Origin of the sequence: Sphingobacterium sp. UBA3519, from assembly GCF_002377215.1 — a bacterium.
GTDB classification, from domain to species: Bacteria; Bacteroidota; Bacteroidia; order Sphingobacteriales; family Sphingobacteriaceae; genus Sphingobacterium; species Sphingobacterium multivorum.
Genome location: NZ_DFPI01000006.1, coordinates 1 through 18,834, shown reverse-complemented (window position 1 = coordinate 18,834; position 18,834 = coordinate 1). Strand labels below are relative to the sequence as shown.

Here is an 18,834-nt window from a genome sequence, read left to right as displayed (position 1 = left end):
ACTAAAAATAATAGTTTAATTTGTCGTTTTTGTTTGGATAATTGATATTATTTTTAGTATTTAGTATCTGTAAATATCAAAAACGAAAAAGTCAGTCAAGAAGATTTCTATTTTTTTAAGGCAAAACGTATTGAAATCGCCTGATTTTTAGGTAAATTACCTTCAGAAAGTTCATAAAATATGGGATCCGATTGAGGAACGGTTTTTCCTCCAAATTGTAAAAATAGACCTGCAAGAATATGCTAGATACCTTACATATTAGAAATTATGCGCTCATCAACGAATTGGAAATCCAGTTTGACAAAGGTTTAAATATGATTACCGGCGAGACCGGTGCAGGTAAATCTATTATTATGGGTGCGTTGTCACTGATTTTGGGAAATAGGGCGGAGGGAAAGCATTTTTTCGATCCGTCCAAAAAATGCGTGATTGAAGGGGAGTTTAACATAGGTTCCTATCAATTGCTTAGCTTTTTTGAGGAAAATGATCTCGAATATGCAGACCATACCATTATTCGAAGAGAAATCTCTCCTGATGGTAAATCCCGTGCATTTATTAATGATTCGCCAGTCACGCTAACTATACTCAAAGCTTTAGGAGAACAGTTGATTGATGTACATTCTCAACATGCAACATTACAGATTAATACAGAAGATTTTCAGTTCCTTGTAGTCGATAGTGTTGCAGGTTCATTTGGCCTCAAGCAAAATTATCGAGCGAGCTTTTTCGCTTACAAGAAGGCGAAAAAAGAACTCGAAGAGTTTAAGGAAATGGTCAAGAAAGCCGCTATTGAGCAGGACTATTTTCAGTTTCAGTTTGATGAACTTGATGCAGCCCGATTGGTAGAAGACGAGCAGGTACAGCTTGAAATACAGCAACGGCAGCTGGAAAACGCAGAGGACATCAAGCGTGGGCTGGTAGGGGCATCACATCTTTTGGAAAACGATGATACAGCAGTTTTAAGCCGATTGAAAGAGGCGATGACCCAAGTGGAAGGAATTGCTTCATTTTTGCCTGAGGCAGCAGATTTGGCTGCGCGATTAAAGAGTACATGGATTGAGCTGAAAGACGTTGCCGCGGAGCTGAGCTCCCTTGAGGAAGATACGCAAATAGACGAGGGTACTCTGCTGGATATCAATGAACGCCTAAGCCTATTGTATTCCTTACAGAAAAAACACCATGTGGACTCCGTCGAAGAGTTGATTCAATTGCGTGACGATCTTGAATCCAAGCTGTTTGCCATAAATTCTTCGGATGAGCAATTGGAACGACTGGAGAAAGAGGTTGTAGCTAAACTAGCCACTGCCCGGAAAAATGCAGAAGAACTTTCGGTAGCAAGAAAAAAGGTGTTAGCGTTGATTGCAAAGGATGTGCAGGCTACCTTGACAAATGTAGGGATGCCCAATGCTCTGCTGCAAATTAGTCTTGAACCATTAAAGGACGGAGATATGCGGGAATCAGGGATTGATGCAATTCAGTTTTTGTTCTCTGCCAATAAAGGACAGGCTTTGCAATCCATTCATCGGGTTGCCTCTGGCGGAGAGCTCTCCAGGGTGATGTTGGCGATTAAGTCATTGGTTGCTAAGACCTCTGCATTGCCGACCATTATTTTTGATGAAATAGATACCGGGATCTCTGGTGAGGTCGCGTTGCGTGTCGGGGAGGTGATGGAAAAGTTAGCGGAGAACATGCAGGTCATCGCTATTTCTCATTTGCCCCAGATTGCAGCGAAGGGAGCAGCGCATTATAAAGTGTACAAGGAAGATAATGCCAATCGGACAATCTCTAACATTGTTCGATTAGATCAGGAAGGGAGAGTGAGGGAAATTGCTCAGATGCTCAGTGGGACCAATCCAACGGATGCAGCACTGGAGCATGCGGAATTATTGCTGAAAGGATAATATTTATTAGAATCGTAATTCATTAAGGTAAAAAGAATATACTTAATTTCTACACTGAAATATATTGTTTATTGGTTACAGGATTAAAGTTACTCAACCAAATAGCAAAACTGCGAGTAAAAAAAGAGACACCATCTCATAATTGATAGTGAAATGGTGTCTCCATGTAATCTTTGCCAGCTAAAATAATTTATCGACCAATATTACCCCAGTTTATTTGTTCGTAATTTGGTTTAGCAACCAGAGTTATATTCCAGTTGGAAATTTGATTATCATCTGAGGCAGTAAAATAAGATAAAGGGAAAGAAATAGAGCTTTTACCAGACATATTTATCACATTACTCCCAGTTGCAGTGCCATTTCCTTTCTTATAACTGTATTCAACATATAATGTGAAACCCGCAGGTGCTATTGTTTTACTATAACCACTATTATCCTCGTAGAGGTAAAACCTTACTTCTGGGGCAGTGATAGCTTTACCATCATAAGGATACCTATCCCCTTTATTTACTAAGGGTTGCATATAAACATATATTAAATTACCAGAAATTGGTTGTACATCACTAGTAATGTTTTTAATAGGTTCTTTTTTTACGGCAAGCTTTTTATTGGATGAAAATCCGCAGACCGGATTCCCTATTAAACCTATAACTATAAATAAAATAGAATAAATTGAATATGTTTTCATGATTGAATTTATTTATGAATTAATTTCCACCGTTATCGGCGTCTGTCAATGTTACTTTTGCATACATATTTGGAGGTGGAGGAGGAGTTCCGTTAACAGGAGGAGTTCCAACATAAGATGCATAAATGATTACATAGCCAACTTCATAGTCCACAGTATAACTGTAGTTTCCGATATATTCAGCTGGAATATTTGTGTATGATGTTGCGTGTCCTTGGCTGGCATCATAGTTGAAGGTTATTGCTACTCCCACATGACCATAGTCAAAATACTTAGCATCCAATTCATCAAATTTTAATGTATGAACAAAATTAAATGAATTATTTTTGTCTCTTTCCCACCCACTCGAAGGAACTGGTGTCACATAGGTAACGCCAGGAAGATAGTTCGTAACATACTCTTTCTTACAAGAAGAAAATGAAACCAAGGCTGCGGTTCCAATTAATGCTGCTAATAAAAGTCTTTTCATATTGTTCGTGTTATTTGTGACAATTTTTTTTTATTATAGGACGATAAAATGATATGAAAGTTTAACGTCACCTTTCATTACAACAAAAAATGCACCATAAAGGTGCATTTTGTTGAAATTATTTTTGGATACAGCTTAGCTTTACTTCTCAGCTGTGTCTTTTGAAGACTTAGAGTCTGAGCTAGAAACCTCAATATCTTTTGTTTCAGGATTGATGCTAACGGTCAATACTGAACCGGTTTGTACATTTCCTTTAAGGATTTCTTCCGCAATTGGATCTTCCAAATACTTTTGTATTGCCCGTTTTAGTGGACGTGCACCAAAATTACTGTCATAACCTTTGTCTGCGATGAAATCTTTTGCCTCATCCGTTAAATTGATGGTATAACCCAAATCAGCGATACGTTTGAACAACGACCTTAATTCAATATCAATGATTTTAAAGATATTCTCTTTTGTCAATGAGTTGAACACAATGACATCATCGATACGGTTCAAAAATTCAGGAGCGAAAGCTCTTTTCAAAGCGGTTTCAATAACTCCACGTGAATGCGCATCAGATTGTTGTGATTTTGCTGCAGTGGTGAAACCAACACCCTGACCAAATTCCTTCAATTGGCGTGCCCCAATATTTGAAGTCATAATGATTATGGTATTTCTGAAATCTACTTTACGGCCCAAACTATCTGTCAATTGGCCTTCGTCCAACACCTGTAACATGAGATTAAATACATCCGGGTGAGCTTTCTCAATCTCATCCAATAAGACAACCGCATAAGGTTTACGACGTACTTTTTCAGTCAATTGACCACCTTCTTCATAACCAACATATCCTGGAGGCGCTCCAACAAGGCGAGATACCGCAAATTTCTCCATGTATTCGCTCATGTCAATTTGGATCAGTGCATCTTCTGTATCAAACATAAATCGAGCTAATTCTTTAGCCAACTCTGTTTTACCGACCCCAGTAGGACCTAAGAAGATAAATGACCCGATTGGTTTTTTAGGATCCTTCAAGCCCGCACGGGTACGTTGAATAGCTTTCACCAATTTACCGACAGCGTCATCTTGACCAATGATTCTTCCCTTCATCAACTCAGCCATATTCAACAGCTTTTGACTGTCTGTCTGACTAACACGTTGTACTGGAATACCTGTCATCATGGCCACTACTTCAGCAACATTTTCTTCTGAAACAGTATAGCGTTTAGACTTCGTCTCTTCTTCCCAAGCGATTTTTTCTTTCTCGAGCTCCTCGATCAATTTTTTCTCCGTATCACGCAATTTGGCAGCCTCTTCGTATTTTTGACTACGAACGACTTTGTTCTTTTCCAATTTGACCTCTTCAATTTTATTCTCAATGTCAATAATGGACTGCGGTACATGAATATTGTTTAAGTGCACGCGAGAGCCTGCCTCATCCAAAGCATCAATAGCCTTATCTGGTAAGAACCTGTCTGTAATGTAACGTGTTGTTAACGACACACAGGCTTCAATCGCTTCTGGAGTGTAGGTCACGTTGTGGTGATCCTCATATTTCTCTTTGATACGATTCAATATTTCAACTGTTTCGTCATGTGTAGCCGGTTCAATCGTTACACGTTGGAAACGACGGTCCAAAGCACCATCTTTTTCAATGTATTGACGATATTCGTCCAATGTTGTTGCACCAATACATTGGATTTCTCCTCTTGCCAAGGCTGGTTTGAACATATTGGAAGCATCTAACGATCCTGAAGCGCCACCTGCACCAACGATGGTGTGAATCTCATCGATAAATAAGATGACATCCGGTGATTTCTCCAGTTCATTCATAACCGCTTTCATACGTTCTTCAAATTGACCGCGATATTTCGTCCCGGCAACCAATGAAGCTAGATCCAATGTAACTACACGCTTATTGAAGAGTACACGCGATACCTTGCGTTGGACAATGCGAAGCGCAAGTCCCTCCGCAATAGCTGATTTACCAACTCCCGGTTCACCGATTAACAACGGATTGTTCTTCTTGCGTCGGGATAAAATTTGAGATACACGCTCAATCTCTTTTTCGCGACCCACAATAGGATCCAATTTACCCTCTTCGGCAGCTTTGGTCAAATCACGGCCAAAGTTGTCCAATACTGGAGTTTTGGATTTAATATCCGAAACTTTTTTAGGTTGGATATATTGATCATCCTCTGCAAAATCATCATCGCCGGTAGGAGAGCCCGGAGCTTCGTCCTTGATCGTCGTTCTATTTTGCTCAACTTCAGATTTGAAGATGTCGTAAGTCACATTGTATTGTTGTAAAATCTGAGAAGCAATATTATCTTCATCTCGTAAGATAGCCAATAATAGATGCTCCGTTCCGATGATGTCCGATTTGAATATTTTAGCTTCCAAATAAGTGATCTTCAAAACTTTTTCAGCCTGTTTTGTTAATGGCATATTGCCAATAGGAGCGCGTGAAACCGATGCCCCCTTCACTGCGTCCTCCACAGATTGACGTAGTGCTGTCGTGTCAATGCCTATGTTTTTAAGGATCTTTATCGCCATACCATCGCCTTCACGAATCAATCCGAGCAATAAATGCTCCGTTCCTATATAATCGTGACGCAATCTCAAAGCTTCCTCTCTACTGTACGATATGACATCCTTTACGCGCGGTGAAAATTTTGCTTCCATTGAATACCTTTCTGTTTTATATTAAGGATATATAAATGTAGTAAATTCTGCATTTCAAACCTTAAAATTATTTTAAATAATGTCATCAACAATTAAGCCATGACCGTTACACGTCCAAAATGTCAGTATAAAAGATTACATTTGTATGTTAATATAATAAGAGTTTTCGAATTTTTTTAAATTTTATGTCAGACGAGAAGATCATTTTTTCGATGGCGGGTGTCAACAAAATCTATCCGCCTCAAAAACAAGTGTTAAAAAATATCTATTTATCTTTTTTCTATGGCGCGAAGATCGGTGTGATCGGTTTAAACGGATCAGGTAAATCTTCCCTATTAAAAATTATCGCTGGATTGGATAAGTCCTACCAAGGCGAGGTGGTGTTCTCCCCAGGTTACTCTGTGGGTTATTTAGCACAAGAACCTCAATTGGATCTTGAAAAGACTGTTCTTGAAGTCGTTCAGGAAGGTGTCGCTGAAATTACAGCCATCTTACAGGAATACGAAGAAATCAACGAAAAATTTGGCTTGCCAGAGGTGTATGAAAATGCCGATGAGATGGACAAATTGTTGGCAAGACAAGGGGAACTTCAGGATATCATTGATGCCACTAACGCTTGGGAAATCGATTCGAAATTGGAAAGAGCAATGGATGCTTTACGTTGCCCCGAACCAGATGCGAAGATTGTCAATTTGTCAGGTGGCGAGCGCAGACGTGTAGCATTATGTCGCTTATTGTTGCAGGAACCTGATGTATTACTCCTGGATGAGCCGACCAACCACTTGGACGCCGAGTCGATTGATTGGTTAGAACAACATTTAAAACAATATAAAGGAACGGTCATTGCCGTTACCCACGACCGTTATTTCTTGGATAATGTAGCCGGATGGATTCTTGAATTGGATCGCGGTGAGGGTATTCCTTGGAAAGGAAATTATTCTTCTTGGTTAGATCAAAAAGCAAAACGCTTGGCACAGGAAGAAAAACAGGAAACCAAACGTCAAAAAACCTTGGAACGTGAGCTGGAATGGGTGCGTATGGCACCGAAAGCACGCCACGCCAAATCGAAAGCTCGTTTGCATAACTATGAAAAATTAGCTTCTGAGGAAACGAAAGAACGCGAAGAAAAATTGGAATTGTTTATTCCACCGGGACCACGTTTAGGTAATTCGGTCATTGAGGCAACTAATATTTCCAAAGCGTATGGCGATCGTATCTTGTTTGAAAATTTGAGTTTCATGTTGCCGCCTGCGGGTATCGTAGGGATTATTGGACCCAACGGTGCGGGTAAAACAACCTTATTCCGTCTGATTACAGGTCAGGAAACACCTGACACGGGGTCGTTCAAGGTCGGAGAAACAGTAAAATTGGGTTACGTAGACCAAATGCACCATGACCTCGATCCTGAAAAATCGGTTTGGGAAAATATTACGGGTGGCAGCGACAATATGATGCTGGGTAACCGCTCGGTAAACTCAAGAGCTTACGTTTCCAAATTTAATTTTAACGGTGCTGATCAACAAAAGAAAGTAGGTGTACTTTCCGGTGGAGAACGTAACCGTGTTCACTTGGCTATTACACTCAAAGAAGGCTCAAATGTGCTCTTACTCGATGAGCCGACCAATGATATTGATATAAATACCTTACGGGCACTGGAAGAAGGCTTGGAGAATTTCGGTGGTTGTGCCGTTGTGATCTCCCACGATAGATGGTTCCTGGATCGTATCTGTACCCATATCCTTGCTTTTGAAGGGGATTCACAGGTTTATTTCTTTGAAGGTAACTACACTGAATATGAAGAAAACCGTAAAAAACGCGTTGGTGACGTAACACCGCACCGTATTAAATACAAGAAACTGGTAAAATAAGCAACGATCATGGACGGTGGAAGGCTTTTAGCTGCTATAATAGATCACGCTATTGATGGAATAATTACCATAGACAACAGGGGGAATGTGGAAAGCATTAACCCTGCTGCCTTGGAATTGTTCGGTTATCAGGCTGAAGAAGTGATCGGACACAATATCTCCATGTTAATGCCTGAACCTGATCGTGGTAATCACGATGGTTATCTGCATAATTACCAAACCACAGGCCACAAGAAAATTATCGGAATCGGCCGTGAAGTGATGGGCTTAAAGAAAAATGGAGAAACATTTCCATTCCGCTTGGCAGTCAGTGAGGTTTGGTTAAAAGATAAGAATATCTTTACCGGCTTTATTCACGATTTATCGCGTGAGAAAGCTGCCGAGGATATGCTCAAGCAACATTCAGCCGAACTTGAACATAAAGTAAGTGAGCGTACACGCGACCTGATCTCGCTGGTATCTGAACTTGAAAAAGCGAAAGCAGAAGTCTCAAAGTCTTTGGAAAAAGAAATTGAACTTAACCAGCTGAAATCACGGTTTGTGTCCATGGCCTCGCATGAGTTCCGGACACCTTTAAGCTCGGTTCAGCTTTCGGCTTCTCTGATTGAAAAGTATTCCGAACGACCGGATGATAAGGCTAATATCATTAAACACACCAATAAAATTAAAAGTGCAGTTCAATTGCTCACAAGTATCCTGAACGACTTTCTGTCACTTGAAAAATTAGAAGCGGGTATTGTTGTGATGAATAAGCAATACATCAATCTCGTTGAGCTGGCAGAAGAGATCACCGAAGAAATGCAATTGATCTGTAAGAAAAATCAGCATATTGTATACCAACATACCGGAGAAATTGGGCATTTCACCCTAGATCCAAATTTGTTGAAAAATGCTTTGGTCAACTTAATCTCCAACGCGATCAAATATTCCGGAGAAGATACCTTGATCGAATTCACAACCTGTATCGACGACGAAGGCTGCTTAATATCCGTGAAAGACAATGGTATTGGTATACCCGAGGAAGATCAGGTACATTTGTTTGAGCCTTTTTTTAGAGCACATAATACAGGTAATATCCCTGGTACAGGATTAGGTTTGAATATTGTAAAACGATACATCGAATTGATGGCGGGGCAGATGGAATTTGAATCGGAAGTACACAAAGGAACTTCATTCAGAGTAAGCTTTAAATAAAGGTGAACTTGCAGATTCGCATAACTGAATAAATAATTGCAGATGAGAAATAAAAAGACAATTCTAATTATTGAAGATAATATCGATATCCGAGAAGGGACTACCGAAATATTGGAGTTGACAGGAAGGTATGATGTCATTACAGCCGAAAATGGGCGCGTTGGCGTCGACCTGGCGACAAGACATATTCCTGATTTGATTCTCTGTGATATCATGATGCCTGAATTGGATGGTTACGGGGTCTTATTTATGTTGAGCAAAATTGAAAGTACAACCAAAATTCCGTTCATTTTTCTGACTGCCAAAGCGGAACGCGCAGATATGCGCAAAGCGATGGAAATGGGGGCGGATGATTATTTGACGAAACCTTTTGATGATGTCGAATTGATGAATGCAATAGATGTTCGCCTCAAAAGACATGAGCAGCTTGCAGCAGATATTCCTCAGGAAGAAGATTTGAGTTTGAGCGCCGAAGAGCAGGTATTGTTGCTAAAAGAGCTAATTGCCAATTCACGGGTGAAAACAGTGAAGAAAAAACAGTCTATTTATGAAAAAGATGATTCGCCAACGTACGTCTATTTTGTGAAATCTGGTCAGGTGCGCAGCTTTAAGTCCTATAAAGATGGACGTGAGCTGTCTACAGGTATTTTTATTGAAGGCAATTACTTTGGTTATGCTTCGATTTTGTTGAATGATAATTATGAAGACTACGCCGAAGCTGTTGAACAAAGTGAAATTGTGTTGATTCCAAAGGACAGTTTTTTGGAGCTGTTATGGAAAAAACCTGCAATAGCCAGTAAATTTATTAAGCTCCTTTCTGTCGACTTACGTGAAAAAGAAGAGCAATTGCTGGGTTTTGCCTATCATTCTGTCCGTAAGCGTGTCGCCAATGCCTTGATTAGCGTTGCTGAAAAAAGTGGAGTCAATATCAATGAGGCTGATGCATGCTCAATTGATGTGACACGAGACGGCCTAGCTTCAATTGCAGGTACAGCCAATGAAACTGTTTCCCGTATGCTCTCCGACTTTAAAGAAGAAAAACTGATTTCGAAAGAAAAAGGAAAAATATACATCAATTCTATCAAGAACCTGCGGGATGTGAAGCAGTAGTGATCAGCAGCGAAGATTTAAAAATCAACATAAAAAAAGGCGTGTTCAGTTTTTCTGAACACGCCTTTTTTCTGATAGTCTATGTTTACTGATTTGTGTCTTTTCATTAAAGTAACAATGCGAGCTCGCTTTGACGTTTTATTGAACTAGTTTGGTTTCACTGACCGTGTTGTACGCGATTACTGGCCAGATAATAGCTTTCGGTTGACTTTTACAGCTGTTGGTGTTAGCGAAATCATGCAAGTTTTTGTGAATTGTGATAAATATCATTTTAAGGTGTGGTGCTATATCATCTTTTTGCCCATATGCATGATTTACTTTTGTTCTTAGGATAAACCTTAATTGGTGATTGTAGAATCAGAATGAAAGTAGTAGTATATAATGTAAGGTCATTTGAAAAAGAGTTTTGGGCATTGGCAAATGCCAAACAACATGATTTGACTTTGATTTCAAATGGATTAAATGCGGAGACACAGAATTATGCGCGTGGAAAAGATGCGGTAGTTATTTCCGTGAGCGATATTTTGGACGAGAGCATGCTACTTAATTTAAAAGGGTTAGGGATCAATAAGATTATGACCCGCAGTAAGGATACTGCTCATATCGATCTGGTAAAGGCTGGAGATCTGAATATTCAGATTGCCAATGCACCATTTGAAGATCAGAGTCCAAAAGGACTGGCAGAGCAGACCGTCCGGAATCTCAACTTATGGGGATTAGAAAAATGTGTTGGTAAAGCCTGTTGTTGTCTAAACGACTGTGCTAAAAAAATAAAATAAAATGATTACATCGCAGGTTACAATGGAAGAATTGGTGCAAAAATATAATGTTGCCGCACCGCGCTATACAAGCTATCCTACTGTTCCCTTTTGGGATAATGAAGCATTTTCTCGGGCGGCTTGGACTAATCAAGTCTACCAAACTTTCCAGCAGTCGAAAGAAAAAGGTATCAGCTTATATATACACCTTCCTTTTTGTGAAAGCCTCTGTACGTATTGTGGCTGCAATACGCGCATTACAAAAAACCATCGCGTTGAAGAACCTTATATTGCCTCTCTTTTGAAAGAATGGGAAATGTATGTCGCTTTATTTAAGGGAGAAAGACCGTTATTGGCAGAAATACATTTGGGTGGTGGTACTCCGACCTTTTTCCATCCGGATAATTTGAAAGTACTGATTGAGGGGATCCTTAAACACGCAGACCTGGCTCCTGATCGTTCATTCTCTTTCGAAGCTCATCCTGCTAATACAACCGTCACACATTTAGAAACCTTATTTGACTTGGGATTTCGGCGCTTGAGCCTGGGAATACAGGATTTTGATCCACTTGTGCAGTTCGTGATCAATAGGCATCAAACTTTGGAGGAAGTGGAGGAGGTTATGCTGAATGCGCGGAAAATTGGATTTGAGTCGATCAACTTCGATTTGATCTATGGATTGCCTAAGCAAACATTGGCTACGGTGGAAGATACGATCCAAAAAGCGATGCTGCTCGGTCCAGACCGGATCTCTTTCTATAGCTATGCACACGTGCCTTGGATAAAACCCGGTCAACGGCATTATACTGAAGCAGATCTACCTCATGGCGCAGCCAAACTCGCCTTATATAACCTTGGGAAAAAAATGATTTTGGCCCATGGCTATGAAGATGTCGGTATGGATCATTTTGCGAAAAGAGAGGACGAGTTATTTGTGGCTTTTCAACAAGAAAGATTACATCGCAATTTTATGGGGTATGCCGATCGATTTAGTCCCTTGTTAATCGGTATCGGAGTCTCTTCGATCAGCGATGCCTGGGGGGCTTTTGCTCAAAATGTGAAGACCGTAGAAGAATACCATAAACTTATTGATGCAGGGGTATTGCCCGTTGTAAAAGGACATATACTCAACGAGGAGGATCTTCTTGTAAGGCGTTATATCCTCGATATGATGTGTAAAGGCAAAGTGCAGTTGCCGACAGGTGCGCCGCTGAATGAGCAGATTATCGACGAATTGTCTGAACTTGTTGCAGATGGTTTAGTCTCCATATCCGGCGATCTAATTCAATGTACTGCTATTGGACGCTCCTTTTTAAGAAATATCTGTATGGCCTTTGATCAGCGATTATTGCGTTCAAAAGCACAAAATCAATTATTTAGTCAGGCAATTTAGAACGAAGGTATGGCAGAGCTAAGGGATGAAATACAACTCGCAGAAAAATGTTTCCATTGCGGCGATAAAATTGAGGAAACGGGTTATCAGCTCGATCATCACGATTTTTGCTGTCTAGGCTGTCAGACCGTTTACCAAGTACTGAACGATAGTGGTATGCAGCAATATTATCGCTATAATCAGCACCCGGGTAAATCAAATAAATCCAAGCAAGAAGATTTTTCTTATCTGGATGAACCACAGATTGCCGATAAATTAGTGGATTATAAAGATGATAAGATGACCATCATCACCTTTTATATTCCGGCTATTCACTGTAGCTCTTGTATCTGGTTGCTGGAAAATTTATATAAACTCAATCCCAATGTACTGCAGTCGCGCGTGGACTTTATGAAGAAACAGGCGAGCATTACATTCAATCACAATGAGCTGCCATTGAAAGACCTGGTTTATCTTTTGGTCCATATCGGTTATGACCCTAAAATCACTTTGCAGGATGTTGTAAAGGAAGGGAATAGAAATAATCTGAATCCTTTGGTCGCAAAAATTGCTGTTGCCGGTTTCTGTTTTGGAAATTCTATGTTATTCAGTTTCCCTGATTATTTTGGAATGGGGAGTTTTGAAAAGGAATATGCCAATTTCTTTGGTTATATAAACCTTGCCTTTGGTCTCCCTGTTTTATTGTATTGTGCGTCGGATTATTTCAAATCGGCTTATTGGAGTCTGAAACAAAAGCGGTTGAATCTGGATGTGCCATTAGCCCTGGGAATCCTCGTGTTATTTTTGCGTTCCGCGTTTGAGGTGATCACACAGACAGGAGCTGGTTTTACGGATACACTCTGTAGTCTTGTATTTTTTATATTGATCGGAAAATGGGTACAACAACGTACCTATTATCACATCTCATTTGAACGGGATTACCGGAGTTATTTTCCGGTGGCTGTAACAGTATTGACCGAATCGGGGGATAAACCTGTACAATTAGCTGACGTTCATATAGGTGACCGTATCTTGGTTCGGAACAATGAAATTATACCGGCCGATGCTATGCTTTTAAAAGGTGATGCTGCGATAGATTTTAGCTTTGTAACGGGTGAATCAAGTCCGGTCAGTAAGACCTTAGGCGAAATTATCTATGCCGGCGGACGCCAGACGGGGGAAGCGATAGAACTTGAAGTGGTCAAACCGATTTCACAGTCCTATTTGACCAAATTATGGAATAATGAGAATTATAAAGATTATGACAAACATTTTCAGACTTTTGTCAACTTTATAAGTAAATATTTTACTGTTGTTTTATTGGCTATTGCACTATTGGCTGCCTTATTTTGGGCCGTTGATGGAAGTGCAAGCCGGGCTTGGGGAGCTTTTACGGCGGTATTAATTATTGCATGTCCATGTGCGTTGGCGTTAAGCTCTCCATTTACCCTTTCTGCAGCGCTAAGTATTTTTGATCGAAATAAGTTCTATGTGAAAAATACGGCTGCTATTGAGCAGATGGCGAGGATTGATACCCTGGTGTTCGATAAAACTGGCACAATATCGTCGCCTAAAGCAACCTCAATTTATTTTGAAGGTAGCCTTTCGGCAGTTGACAAAAAACTACTGAATGCGGTATGTAGAAACTCTAGCCATCCGTTGAGCCGTGAAATCGTCAAGTGGCTGAATGTCTCTTCTGCTATTTCGATACAGGATTTTAAGGAATTTCCGGGAAAGGGGATGCAGGCTAATGTAAGTGGCAAGGAAATTAAAATCGGTAGTGCTAACTTTTTGAATATCGGTAATATTAAAACAGATGGTTCTGTGGTTTTTATTCGTATAGGTGAGGAGTTAAAAGGATATTTTACCATGGAGCAATCCTGGCGGGATGGCCTTTCGGCTTTGATTGAAGATTTTAAAGTCGAATACGACCTTCATTTAATCTCAGGGGATAACGATAGACGTCTGGATGCACTCCAGTTAATTTTTCCCTCGAATGCAAGTTTGCTTTTTAATCAATCACCAATGGAAAAACTGGAAACCATTCAAAATTTTCAGGTAGCAGGAAAGCATGTCTGCATGATTGGTGATGGTCTTAATGATGCGGGGGCATTGCGTAAAGCAGATCTGGGCATCGCCGTGAGTGATGATATCAATAACTTCTCTCCCGGCTGCGATGCGATACTGGATGGGGAGTCATTTTCAAAAATGCCGGATTTCTTTGCTTTTAGCAAAGATGCGGTGAAAGTAATACACATGAGCTTTGGTATCTCTCTTTTATATAATGTAATTGGATTGAGCTTTGCCGTGCAAGGTATTATGTCGCCGTTATTTGCCGCGATTCTAATGCCAATAAGTACGGTAACGATCATCTCTTTTACAAGTCTCATGACGAGGTGGTATGCCAAACGTCGTAAACTCTAGTTGTTATGGAAATAATGTATATTTTGATCGGTTGTAGTGTTTTGTTGGCTTTGGTTTTTCTATGTGCTTTTTTCTGGGCAAATAAAACCGGTCAACATAATGATACCTATACACCTTCTATACGGATTCTGTTTGATGATGAAACGACAGAAGGGGAAGATAAAGAAGGTGACGTAACTAAAACGTTATCGTAATTAAATCAATTACTTTTTTTTGTAATTAAGGTTATTATCAATAAAATTGGGGGTAAATACCAATTTGAAATAAAAATACATGCATAATAATCCATTTTCATTAAAAGATAAGGTAGTTGTAATTACGGGAGGTACAGGGATTTTAGGCGAAGCATTTGTTGAGGCTTTGGCCGAGGCAGAAGCCAAAGTCGCAGTACTTGGACGTAATGGACAAATCGGAGCGGAGCGTGTTCAGCAGGTAGAGTCTGTTGGTGGCGAAGCTATATTTGTTGAAGTTGACATCATGAACGAACAGGATGTCACTCGGGCGAAAGATGAAGTTTTGCAAAAGTGGGGTAGGATAGACGCTTTAGTAAACGCCGTTGGAGGCAACATTCCAGGTGCAACAATTGGTGCCGATCAAGATTTATTTGCGAGCAATATTCAGGATACCATTAAAGCAATAGAGCTTAATTTGTATGGTACAATGATTCCTACGCATATTATTGGTCGTGTGATTGCTGAAAGCGGAAAAGGCGTCATCATCAATATATCTTCTCTTACAGCCAGTCGTCCTTTTACACGTGTTTTGGGCTATACTGTTGCAAAACACGGTATCGATGGGTATACAAAATGGATGGCCACCGAGCTCGCTCAGCGTTATGGCGATCAAGTTCGTGTCAATGCAATCGCTCCCGGCGTATTCTTAACCAAGCAGAACAAAAACTTATTGATCAATCCAGACGGTACGTATAGCGACCGTACCAAACGTATTCTTAACGGAACTCCCTATAACCGTTTGGGCGACCCGCGTGAGTTAAAAGGAACTTTAATCTATCTATTGAGTGATGCATCGGCCTTTGTGACAGGGGAGACGGTTTTTGTCGATGGTGGTTTTAATGCATGGTGTGGCGTTTAATTAAACTTTAAGATGAGAAAATTAGAACAAACCTGGCGTTGGTATGGCCCCAATGACCCGGTATCTTTACAAGATATCAAACAGGCTGGAGCTACTGGTATTGTTACGGCATTACATCATATTCTACACGGTGAGGTATGGCCACTTGCCGATATTCAAGAAAGAAAACGCATTATAGAAGATGCTGGTCTTACCTGGTCTGTTGTGGAAAGTGTGACAGTACACGAGGAGATTAAGACAAAAGGTGCTAGGGTCGATGAATACCTCCAGAAATATAATGAGACTTTAACCAATCTCGCACAATGCGGCATCAAAACAATTTGTTATAATTTTATGCCGGTGCTGGACTGGACACGTACACAATTGGATTTAACCATGGCGGATGGTTCAAAAGCATTGTATTTTGACTGGATTGATCTGGCACTTTTTGATATTTTTATATTGAAACGTGATGAAGCACAGACAGCGTATCCAGAGGATGTTGTTAAACGGGCGACTTTACGATTTGATGAAATTTCCGAACAGCAAAAAGAAGAATTGGCAAATGTTGTCTTAATGGGGATCCCCGGAGAGAAGAATGTGGAATTGGAAGCGTTAAAAGCGAGCATTGATACCTATAAACATATTGGGAAAGATGGTTTACGCGGTAATTTGGTTTATTTCCTTCAGGGAATTGCGGCAACTTGTGAGGATAACGGTATATGTATGACTATTCATCCCGATGATCCACCGTATCCTATTTTAGGTTTGCCCCGCATCGCCAGTAATGGTGCGGATTTCGATTATTTTTTAAATGCGGTTCCACAACGATTTAATGGTGTCTGCTTTTGTACAGGATCCTTGGGGGCCAGTCAGACAAACGATCTGCCGGCTATCTTAGAAAATATTAAAGGGCGGGTAAACTTTGTTCACTTACGGAATGTGAGGAAAGATGCGATCGGAAGCTTTTATGAGGCAGACCATTTGGATGGGGATGTCAATATGTATAAAATCATGAAAATCCTGGTTGCTGAAAATCAATTGAGATCTACAGCGATCCCATTCAGACCAGATCACGGCCATCAGATGCTGGATGATCTGAATAAAGTAACAAATCCAGGGTATTCTGCCATTGGAAGATTGAGAGGGCTTGCGGAATTACGGGGCCTAGAGTATGGTATTGTTGGTGAATGATACCAATCATTCAAGCGAAGATTAGAGATTATGACCTGTAATAGTGGTCTAGCATAAAGACAGTCGGGAAATAAGAGCGCTAACGTCTTATTTCCCGACTGTTTTGTTTTAAGTATGTCGGCGAGACTATAATCAAAAGAATTATAAGGAAGATTTGCGAATGATGAGCTGTGTTGGAAGCTCAATCGTTTCAAATTCATGTATTGGTCTTGTTTGGTTAATGGTGGCGATTAATTTATTTGTTGCTAATTCTCCAATTTCTGTTGCAGGCTGTACAACGGTGGATAGCGCTGGATTTAACGAAGCAGCAATTTGTGTGTTTGAAAAACCGATAACGGCAACTTCGGAAGGAACCTGAATCTGAAGCTCAGCCAAAATACCCAATGTTCGGGTTGTAATAATATCTGTTGCTCCAAAAATTGCATCTATATTTTTATGCTCAAGATATTCTTTGCGCAAAATCTCCCCAATTGTTTCGTCTATATCGGTGGTATTATTAAAACTACATTCGATATAATGTCTAGTATCAAAAGGAATCCCCGCATCTGATAAAGCAGATTTAAAGCCATTTAATCGTTCGGCTGCCACACCTAAGTTCTTTCCGGTGATATGCAAAATATTCTTTTTACCTTTTTCGATGAGATGCTTTGTGGCATTATATGAACCCTGGAAATTATTGACACCAACCTTGAATGTGTCGAGCTGGTGATTGATACGATCAAAAATAACGACGGGGATCTGCGATTTTATCAATGCTTTTAGCTCTTCAATATTTGAATCGGAAGAAACCGGAGATATCATTAAGCCATCAATACCGCGCATGCGTAAGACGTCAATACAATTTTTTTCGATCCGTTCGTCTTCCCGGCTTTGCATGAAAATAACGTCATAGACCGTCTGTTGAGAGGCTATTTGAATTCCATCGAGGATTTGTGAAACGAATGTATTGCTAATGTTGGATACAATAACCCCTATTGTATTGGATTTTCCTATTTTTAAGCTCCGTGCCAACTTATTTGGGTGGAAATTATGCTTTTTGGCATATTCCTGAACCATCTTTTTAGTCGCTTCACTTATTTCGTAGCTGTCTGATAATGCTTTGGAAACCGTCGAAACAGAAATATTGAGTGCCAACGCTATATCTTTCAGGGTAGTTCTGCTCATCGCTCTGGTGGTTATTTTAAGAAGATAAATCTACATAAAAAAATGTATAAATGCGTTTTTATCTTCATAATTAGCCATTATCTATGGTCGGTTGGGATTTAGTCAATGGATTTGATTGGCAGGATTTCCTTTTTCTAATCCCTCTTCAAAATTAAAAAGAAGTTCAACATACTCGAAGCTAACCAAGGGCTTTTTGGCCCATGTAACCTATGCGAGTCCGAGTGTTTGGTGTTTTTTGGGCTATTTTTCGGTATTTCTAGGTAAGATGTCGCGCTGCGGTTCGTTTCGTTTTCGATCTTGAACCAGTCCAAAATCTATCCTGAATGGGCCTAGCGAGGGTTTAGCTAGGGCTTAGTTTCGCTCTGCGGGCAGGGTGCGGCTACCTTGAAAGTAACCTGAATCCATGCCAGACTCGGACTCAACACGGACAGAACACGGTTGCAGGGCAAACCTGCCCCGAGCATGGCACGAAGCAGGTGGAGAGGGGTGCCGAAGGTTCCCGCAAGGCCTGCGTAGCAGCCGGAGCCCAGTCCACGGGGCGGAACACTAGTTAGCCCTAAATGAGCCATGCTTCCCCAGTAAATAAAGAAAAGTTGAGGGTTTCTTATTCCTTAGGTTAGCTTTTGTTTATATTTAGCTTAGCAATAAGTTAGATTTTGTTTAGCTCTAACCTATACTATACCTAAACAAAACCTAACTAAAACCTAAACTAAACCTAAGTAAACAGGTAGGAAAGTATAGCTGCAAAAGAAGGTATTCCGGAGCGCTGAGTTCTGCGATCTTTTACGCTTGTTCCCGTCCATCTGCTGCGCCTGTGCGCACCGTCTTCAATTGGGCATTGAGGCGAGCGGGCTACCATAGTGATCCCGAGCTTAAGCAGATCGAGCAATACAATGTCCATCCATGTTTCCGCTGCGGAGCCTGTACCGAAGCCCGGTTCCGCGGATGTCCGTG

The 18,834-nt window shown here is 40.5% G+C and carries 15 protein-coding genes; 10 read left to right on the top strand and 5 right to left on the bottom strand.

The genetic code is table 11. The features are described from left to right. Positions 1-239: 239 nt before the first annotated feature. Complete coding sequence (gene recN / locus B3297_RS02130; RefSeq protein ID WP_286778352.1) at positions 240-1,901, top strand: DNA repair protein RecN; 1,662 nt, start codon at positions 240-242, stop codon at positions 1,899-1,901. A 190-nt stretch (positions 1,902-2,091) separates the two neighbouring features. On the opposite strand, the gene B3297_RS02125 is transcribed toward recN, so the two are convergent. The 3 genes from B3297_RS02125 to B3297_RS02115 all read right to left on the bottom strand — a co-directional run bounded on the left by B3297_RS02125 (position 2,092) and on the right by B3297_RS02115 (position 5,725). After that, positions 2,092-2,589, bottom strand: coding sequence for a hypothetical protein (locus B3297_RS02125; RefSeq protein ID WP_286778351.1), 498 nt, complete (start codon positions 2,587-2,589; stop codon positions 2,092-2,094). A 19-nt stretch (positions 2,590-2,608) separates the two neighbouring features. After that, entirely contained in the window at positions 2,609-3,058 is a 450-nt protein-coding gene (locus tag B3297_RS02120; RefSeq protein ID WP_286778350.1) for a hypothetical protein, read from the bottom strand. A 141-nt stretch (positions 3,059-3,199) separates the two neighbouring features. Next, entirely contained in the window at positions 3,200-5,725 is a 2,526-nt protein-coding gene (locus B3297_RS02115; protein ID WP_075991716.1) for an ATP-dependent Clp protease ATP-binding subunit, read from the bottom strand. A gap of 185 nt (positions 5,726-5,910) precedes the next feature. Between B3297_RS02115 and ettA the strand changes: the two genes are divergently transcribed. The 9 genes from ettA (at position 5,911) to uxuA (ending at position 16,716) form a co-directional block, all read left to right on the top strand. Continuing rightward, positions 5,911-7,593 carry an energy-dependent translational throttle protein EttA gene (ettA, locus tag B3297_RS02110; protein WP_286778349.1) on the top strand — a complete coding sequence of 561 codons (1,683 nt, stop codon included), beginning with the start codon at positions 5,911-5,913 and terminating at the stop codon, positions 7,591-7,593. A gap of 9 nt (positions 7,594-7,602) precedes the next feature. Beyond that, on the top strand, positions 7,603-8,787 hold the full coding sequence (locus B3297_RS02105) for a PAS domain-containing sensor histidine kinase (protein ID WP_088160732.1): 1,185 nt from the start codon (positions 7,603-7,605) through the stop codon (positions 8,785-8,787). Positions 8,788-8,829: 42 nt separating this feature from the next. Then, positions 8,830-9,897 (top strand): response regulator, encoded by a 1,068-nt coding sequence (locus B3297_RS02100; RefSeq protein ID WP_088160733.1) that lies wholly within the window; start codon positions 8,830-8,832, stop codon positions 9,895-9,897. A 362-nt stretch (positions 9,898-10,259) separates the two neighbouring features. Further along, positions 10,260-10,676 carry a lactate dehydrogenase gene (locus B3297_RS02095; RefSeq protein WP_088160734.1) on the top strand — a complete coding sequence of 139 codons (417 nt, stop codon included), beginning with the start codon at positions 10,260-10,262 and terminating at the stop codon, positions 10,674-10,676. A 1-nt stretch (position 10,677) separates the two neighbouring features. Next, positions 10,678-12,048 carry an oxygen-independent coproporphyrinogen III oxidase gene (gene hemN, locus B3297_RS02090; RefSeq protein WP_201303496.1) on the top strand — a complete coding sequence of 457 codons (1,371 nt, stop codon included), beginning with the start codon at positions 10,678-10,680 and terminating at the stop codon, positions 12,046-12,048. A gap of 9 nt (positions 12,049-12,057) precedes the next feature. Continuing rightward, positions 12,058-14,451, top strand: coding sequence for a heavy metal translocating P-type ATPase (locus B3297_RS02085; RefSeq protein ID WP_286778348.1), 2,394 nt, complete (start codon positions 12,058-12,060; stop codon positions 14,449-14,451). 5 nt (positions 14,452-14,456) lie between these two features. Further along, positions 14,457-14,645, top strand: coding sequence for a cbb3-type cytochrome oxidase assembly protein CcoS (gene ccoS / locus B3297_RS02080; protein WP_075991720.1), 189 nt, complete (start codon positions 14,457-14,459; stop codon positions 14,643-14,645). Between the two features lie 79 nt (positions 14,646-14,724). After that, a complete protein-coding gene (locus B3297_RS02075; RefSeq protein ID WP_088160737.1) occupies positions 14,725-15,543 on the top strand; it encodes an SDR family oxidoreductase in 819 nt (272 codons plus the stop codon). Positions 15,544-15,555: 12 nt separating this feature from the next. Next, positions 15,556-16,716 (top strand): mannonate dehydratase, encoded by a 1,161-nt coding sequence (gene uxuA, locus B3297_RS02070; RefSeq protein ID WP_286778347.1) that lies wholly within the window; start codon positions 15,556-15,558, stop codon positions 16,714-16,716. Positions 16,717-16,857: 141 nt separating this feature from the next. Here uxuA and B3297_RS02065 read toward each other — a convergent pair whose 3' ends face one another. Both B3297_RS02065 and B3297_RS02060 read right to left on the bottom strand, forming a co-directional pair. Next, entirely contained in the window at positions 16,858-17,880 is a 1,023-nt protein-coding gene (locus B3297_RS02065) for a LacI family DNA-binding transcriptional regulator (protein WP_286778346.1), read from the bottom strand. A gap of 715 nt (positions 17,881-18,595) precedes the next feature. Next, positions 18,596-18,834: hypothetical protein (locus B3297_RS02060; protein WP_286778345.1), on the bottom strand; the 239-nt coding region annotated here is incomplete at its 5' end.

Excerpts from the sequence above, each read along its gene's own strand:
- ettA (WP_286778349.1), top strand. The coding sequence starts at position 5,911 with ATGTCAGACGAGAAGATCATTTTTTCGATGGCGGGTGTCAACAAAATC.
- B3297_RS02125 (WP_286778351.1), bottom strand. The coding sequence starts at position 2,589 with ATGAAAACATATTCAATTTATTCTATTTTATTTATAGTTATAGGTTTA.
- hemN (WP_201303496.1), top strand. The coding sequence starts at position 10,678 with ATGATTACATCGCAGGTTACAATGGAAGAATTGGTGCAAAAATATAAT.
- B3297_RS02095 (WP_088160734.1), top strand. The coding sequence starts at position 10,260 with ATGAAAGTAGTAGTATATAATGTAAGGTCATTTGAAAAAGAGTTTTGG.
- B3297_RS02075 (WP_088160737.1), top strand. The coding sequence starts at position 14,725 with ATGCATAATAATCCATTTTCATTAAAAGATAAGGTAGTTGTAATTACG.
- recN (WP_286778352.1), top strand. The coding sequence starts at position 240 with ATGCTAGATACCTTACATATTAGAAATTATGCGCTCATCAACGAATTG.
- B3297_RS02120 (WP_286778350.1), bottom strand. The coding sequence starts at position 3,058 with ATGAAAAGACTTTTATTAGCAGCATTAATTGGAACCGCAGCCTTGGTT.
- uxuA (WP_286778347.1), top strand. The coding sequence starts at position 15,556 with ATGAGAAAATTAGAACAAACCTGGCGTTGGTATGGCCCCAATGACCCG.
- B3297_RS02065 (WP_286778346.1), bottom strand. The coding sequence starts at position 17,880 with ATGAGCAGAACTACCCTGAAAGATATAGCGTTGGCACTCAATATTTCT.
- B3297_RS02085 (WP_286778348.1), top strand. The coding sequence starts at position 12,058 with ATGGCAGAGCTAAGGGATGAAATACAACTCGCAGAAAAATGTTTCCAT.
- B3297_RS02100 (WP_088160733.1), top strand. The coding sequence starts at position 8,830 with ATGAGAAATAAAAAGACAATTCTAATTATTGAAGATAATATCGATATC.
- B3297_RS02115 (WP_075991716.1), bottom strand. The coding sequence starts at position 5,725 with ATGGAAGCAAAATTTTCACCGCGCGTAAAGGATGTCATATCGTACAGT.
- B3297_RS02105 (WP_088160732.1), top strand. The coding sequence starts at position 7,603 with ATGGACGGTGGAAGGCTTTTAGCTGCTATAATAGATCACGCTATTGAT.
- ccoS (WP_075991720.1), top strand. The coding sequence starts at position 14,457 with ATGGAAATAATGTATATTTTGATCGGTTGTAGTGTTTTGTTGGCTTTG.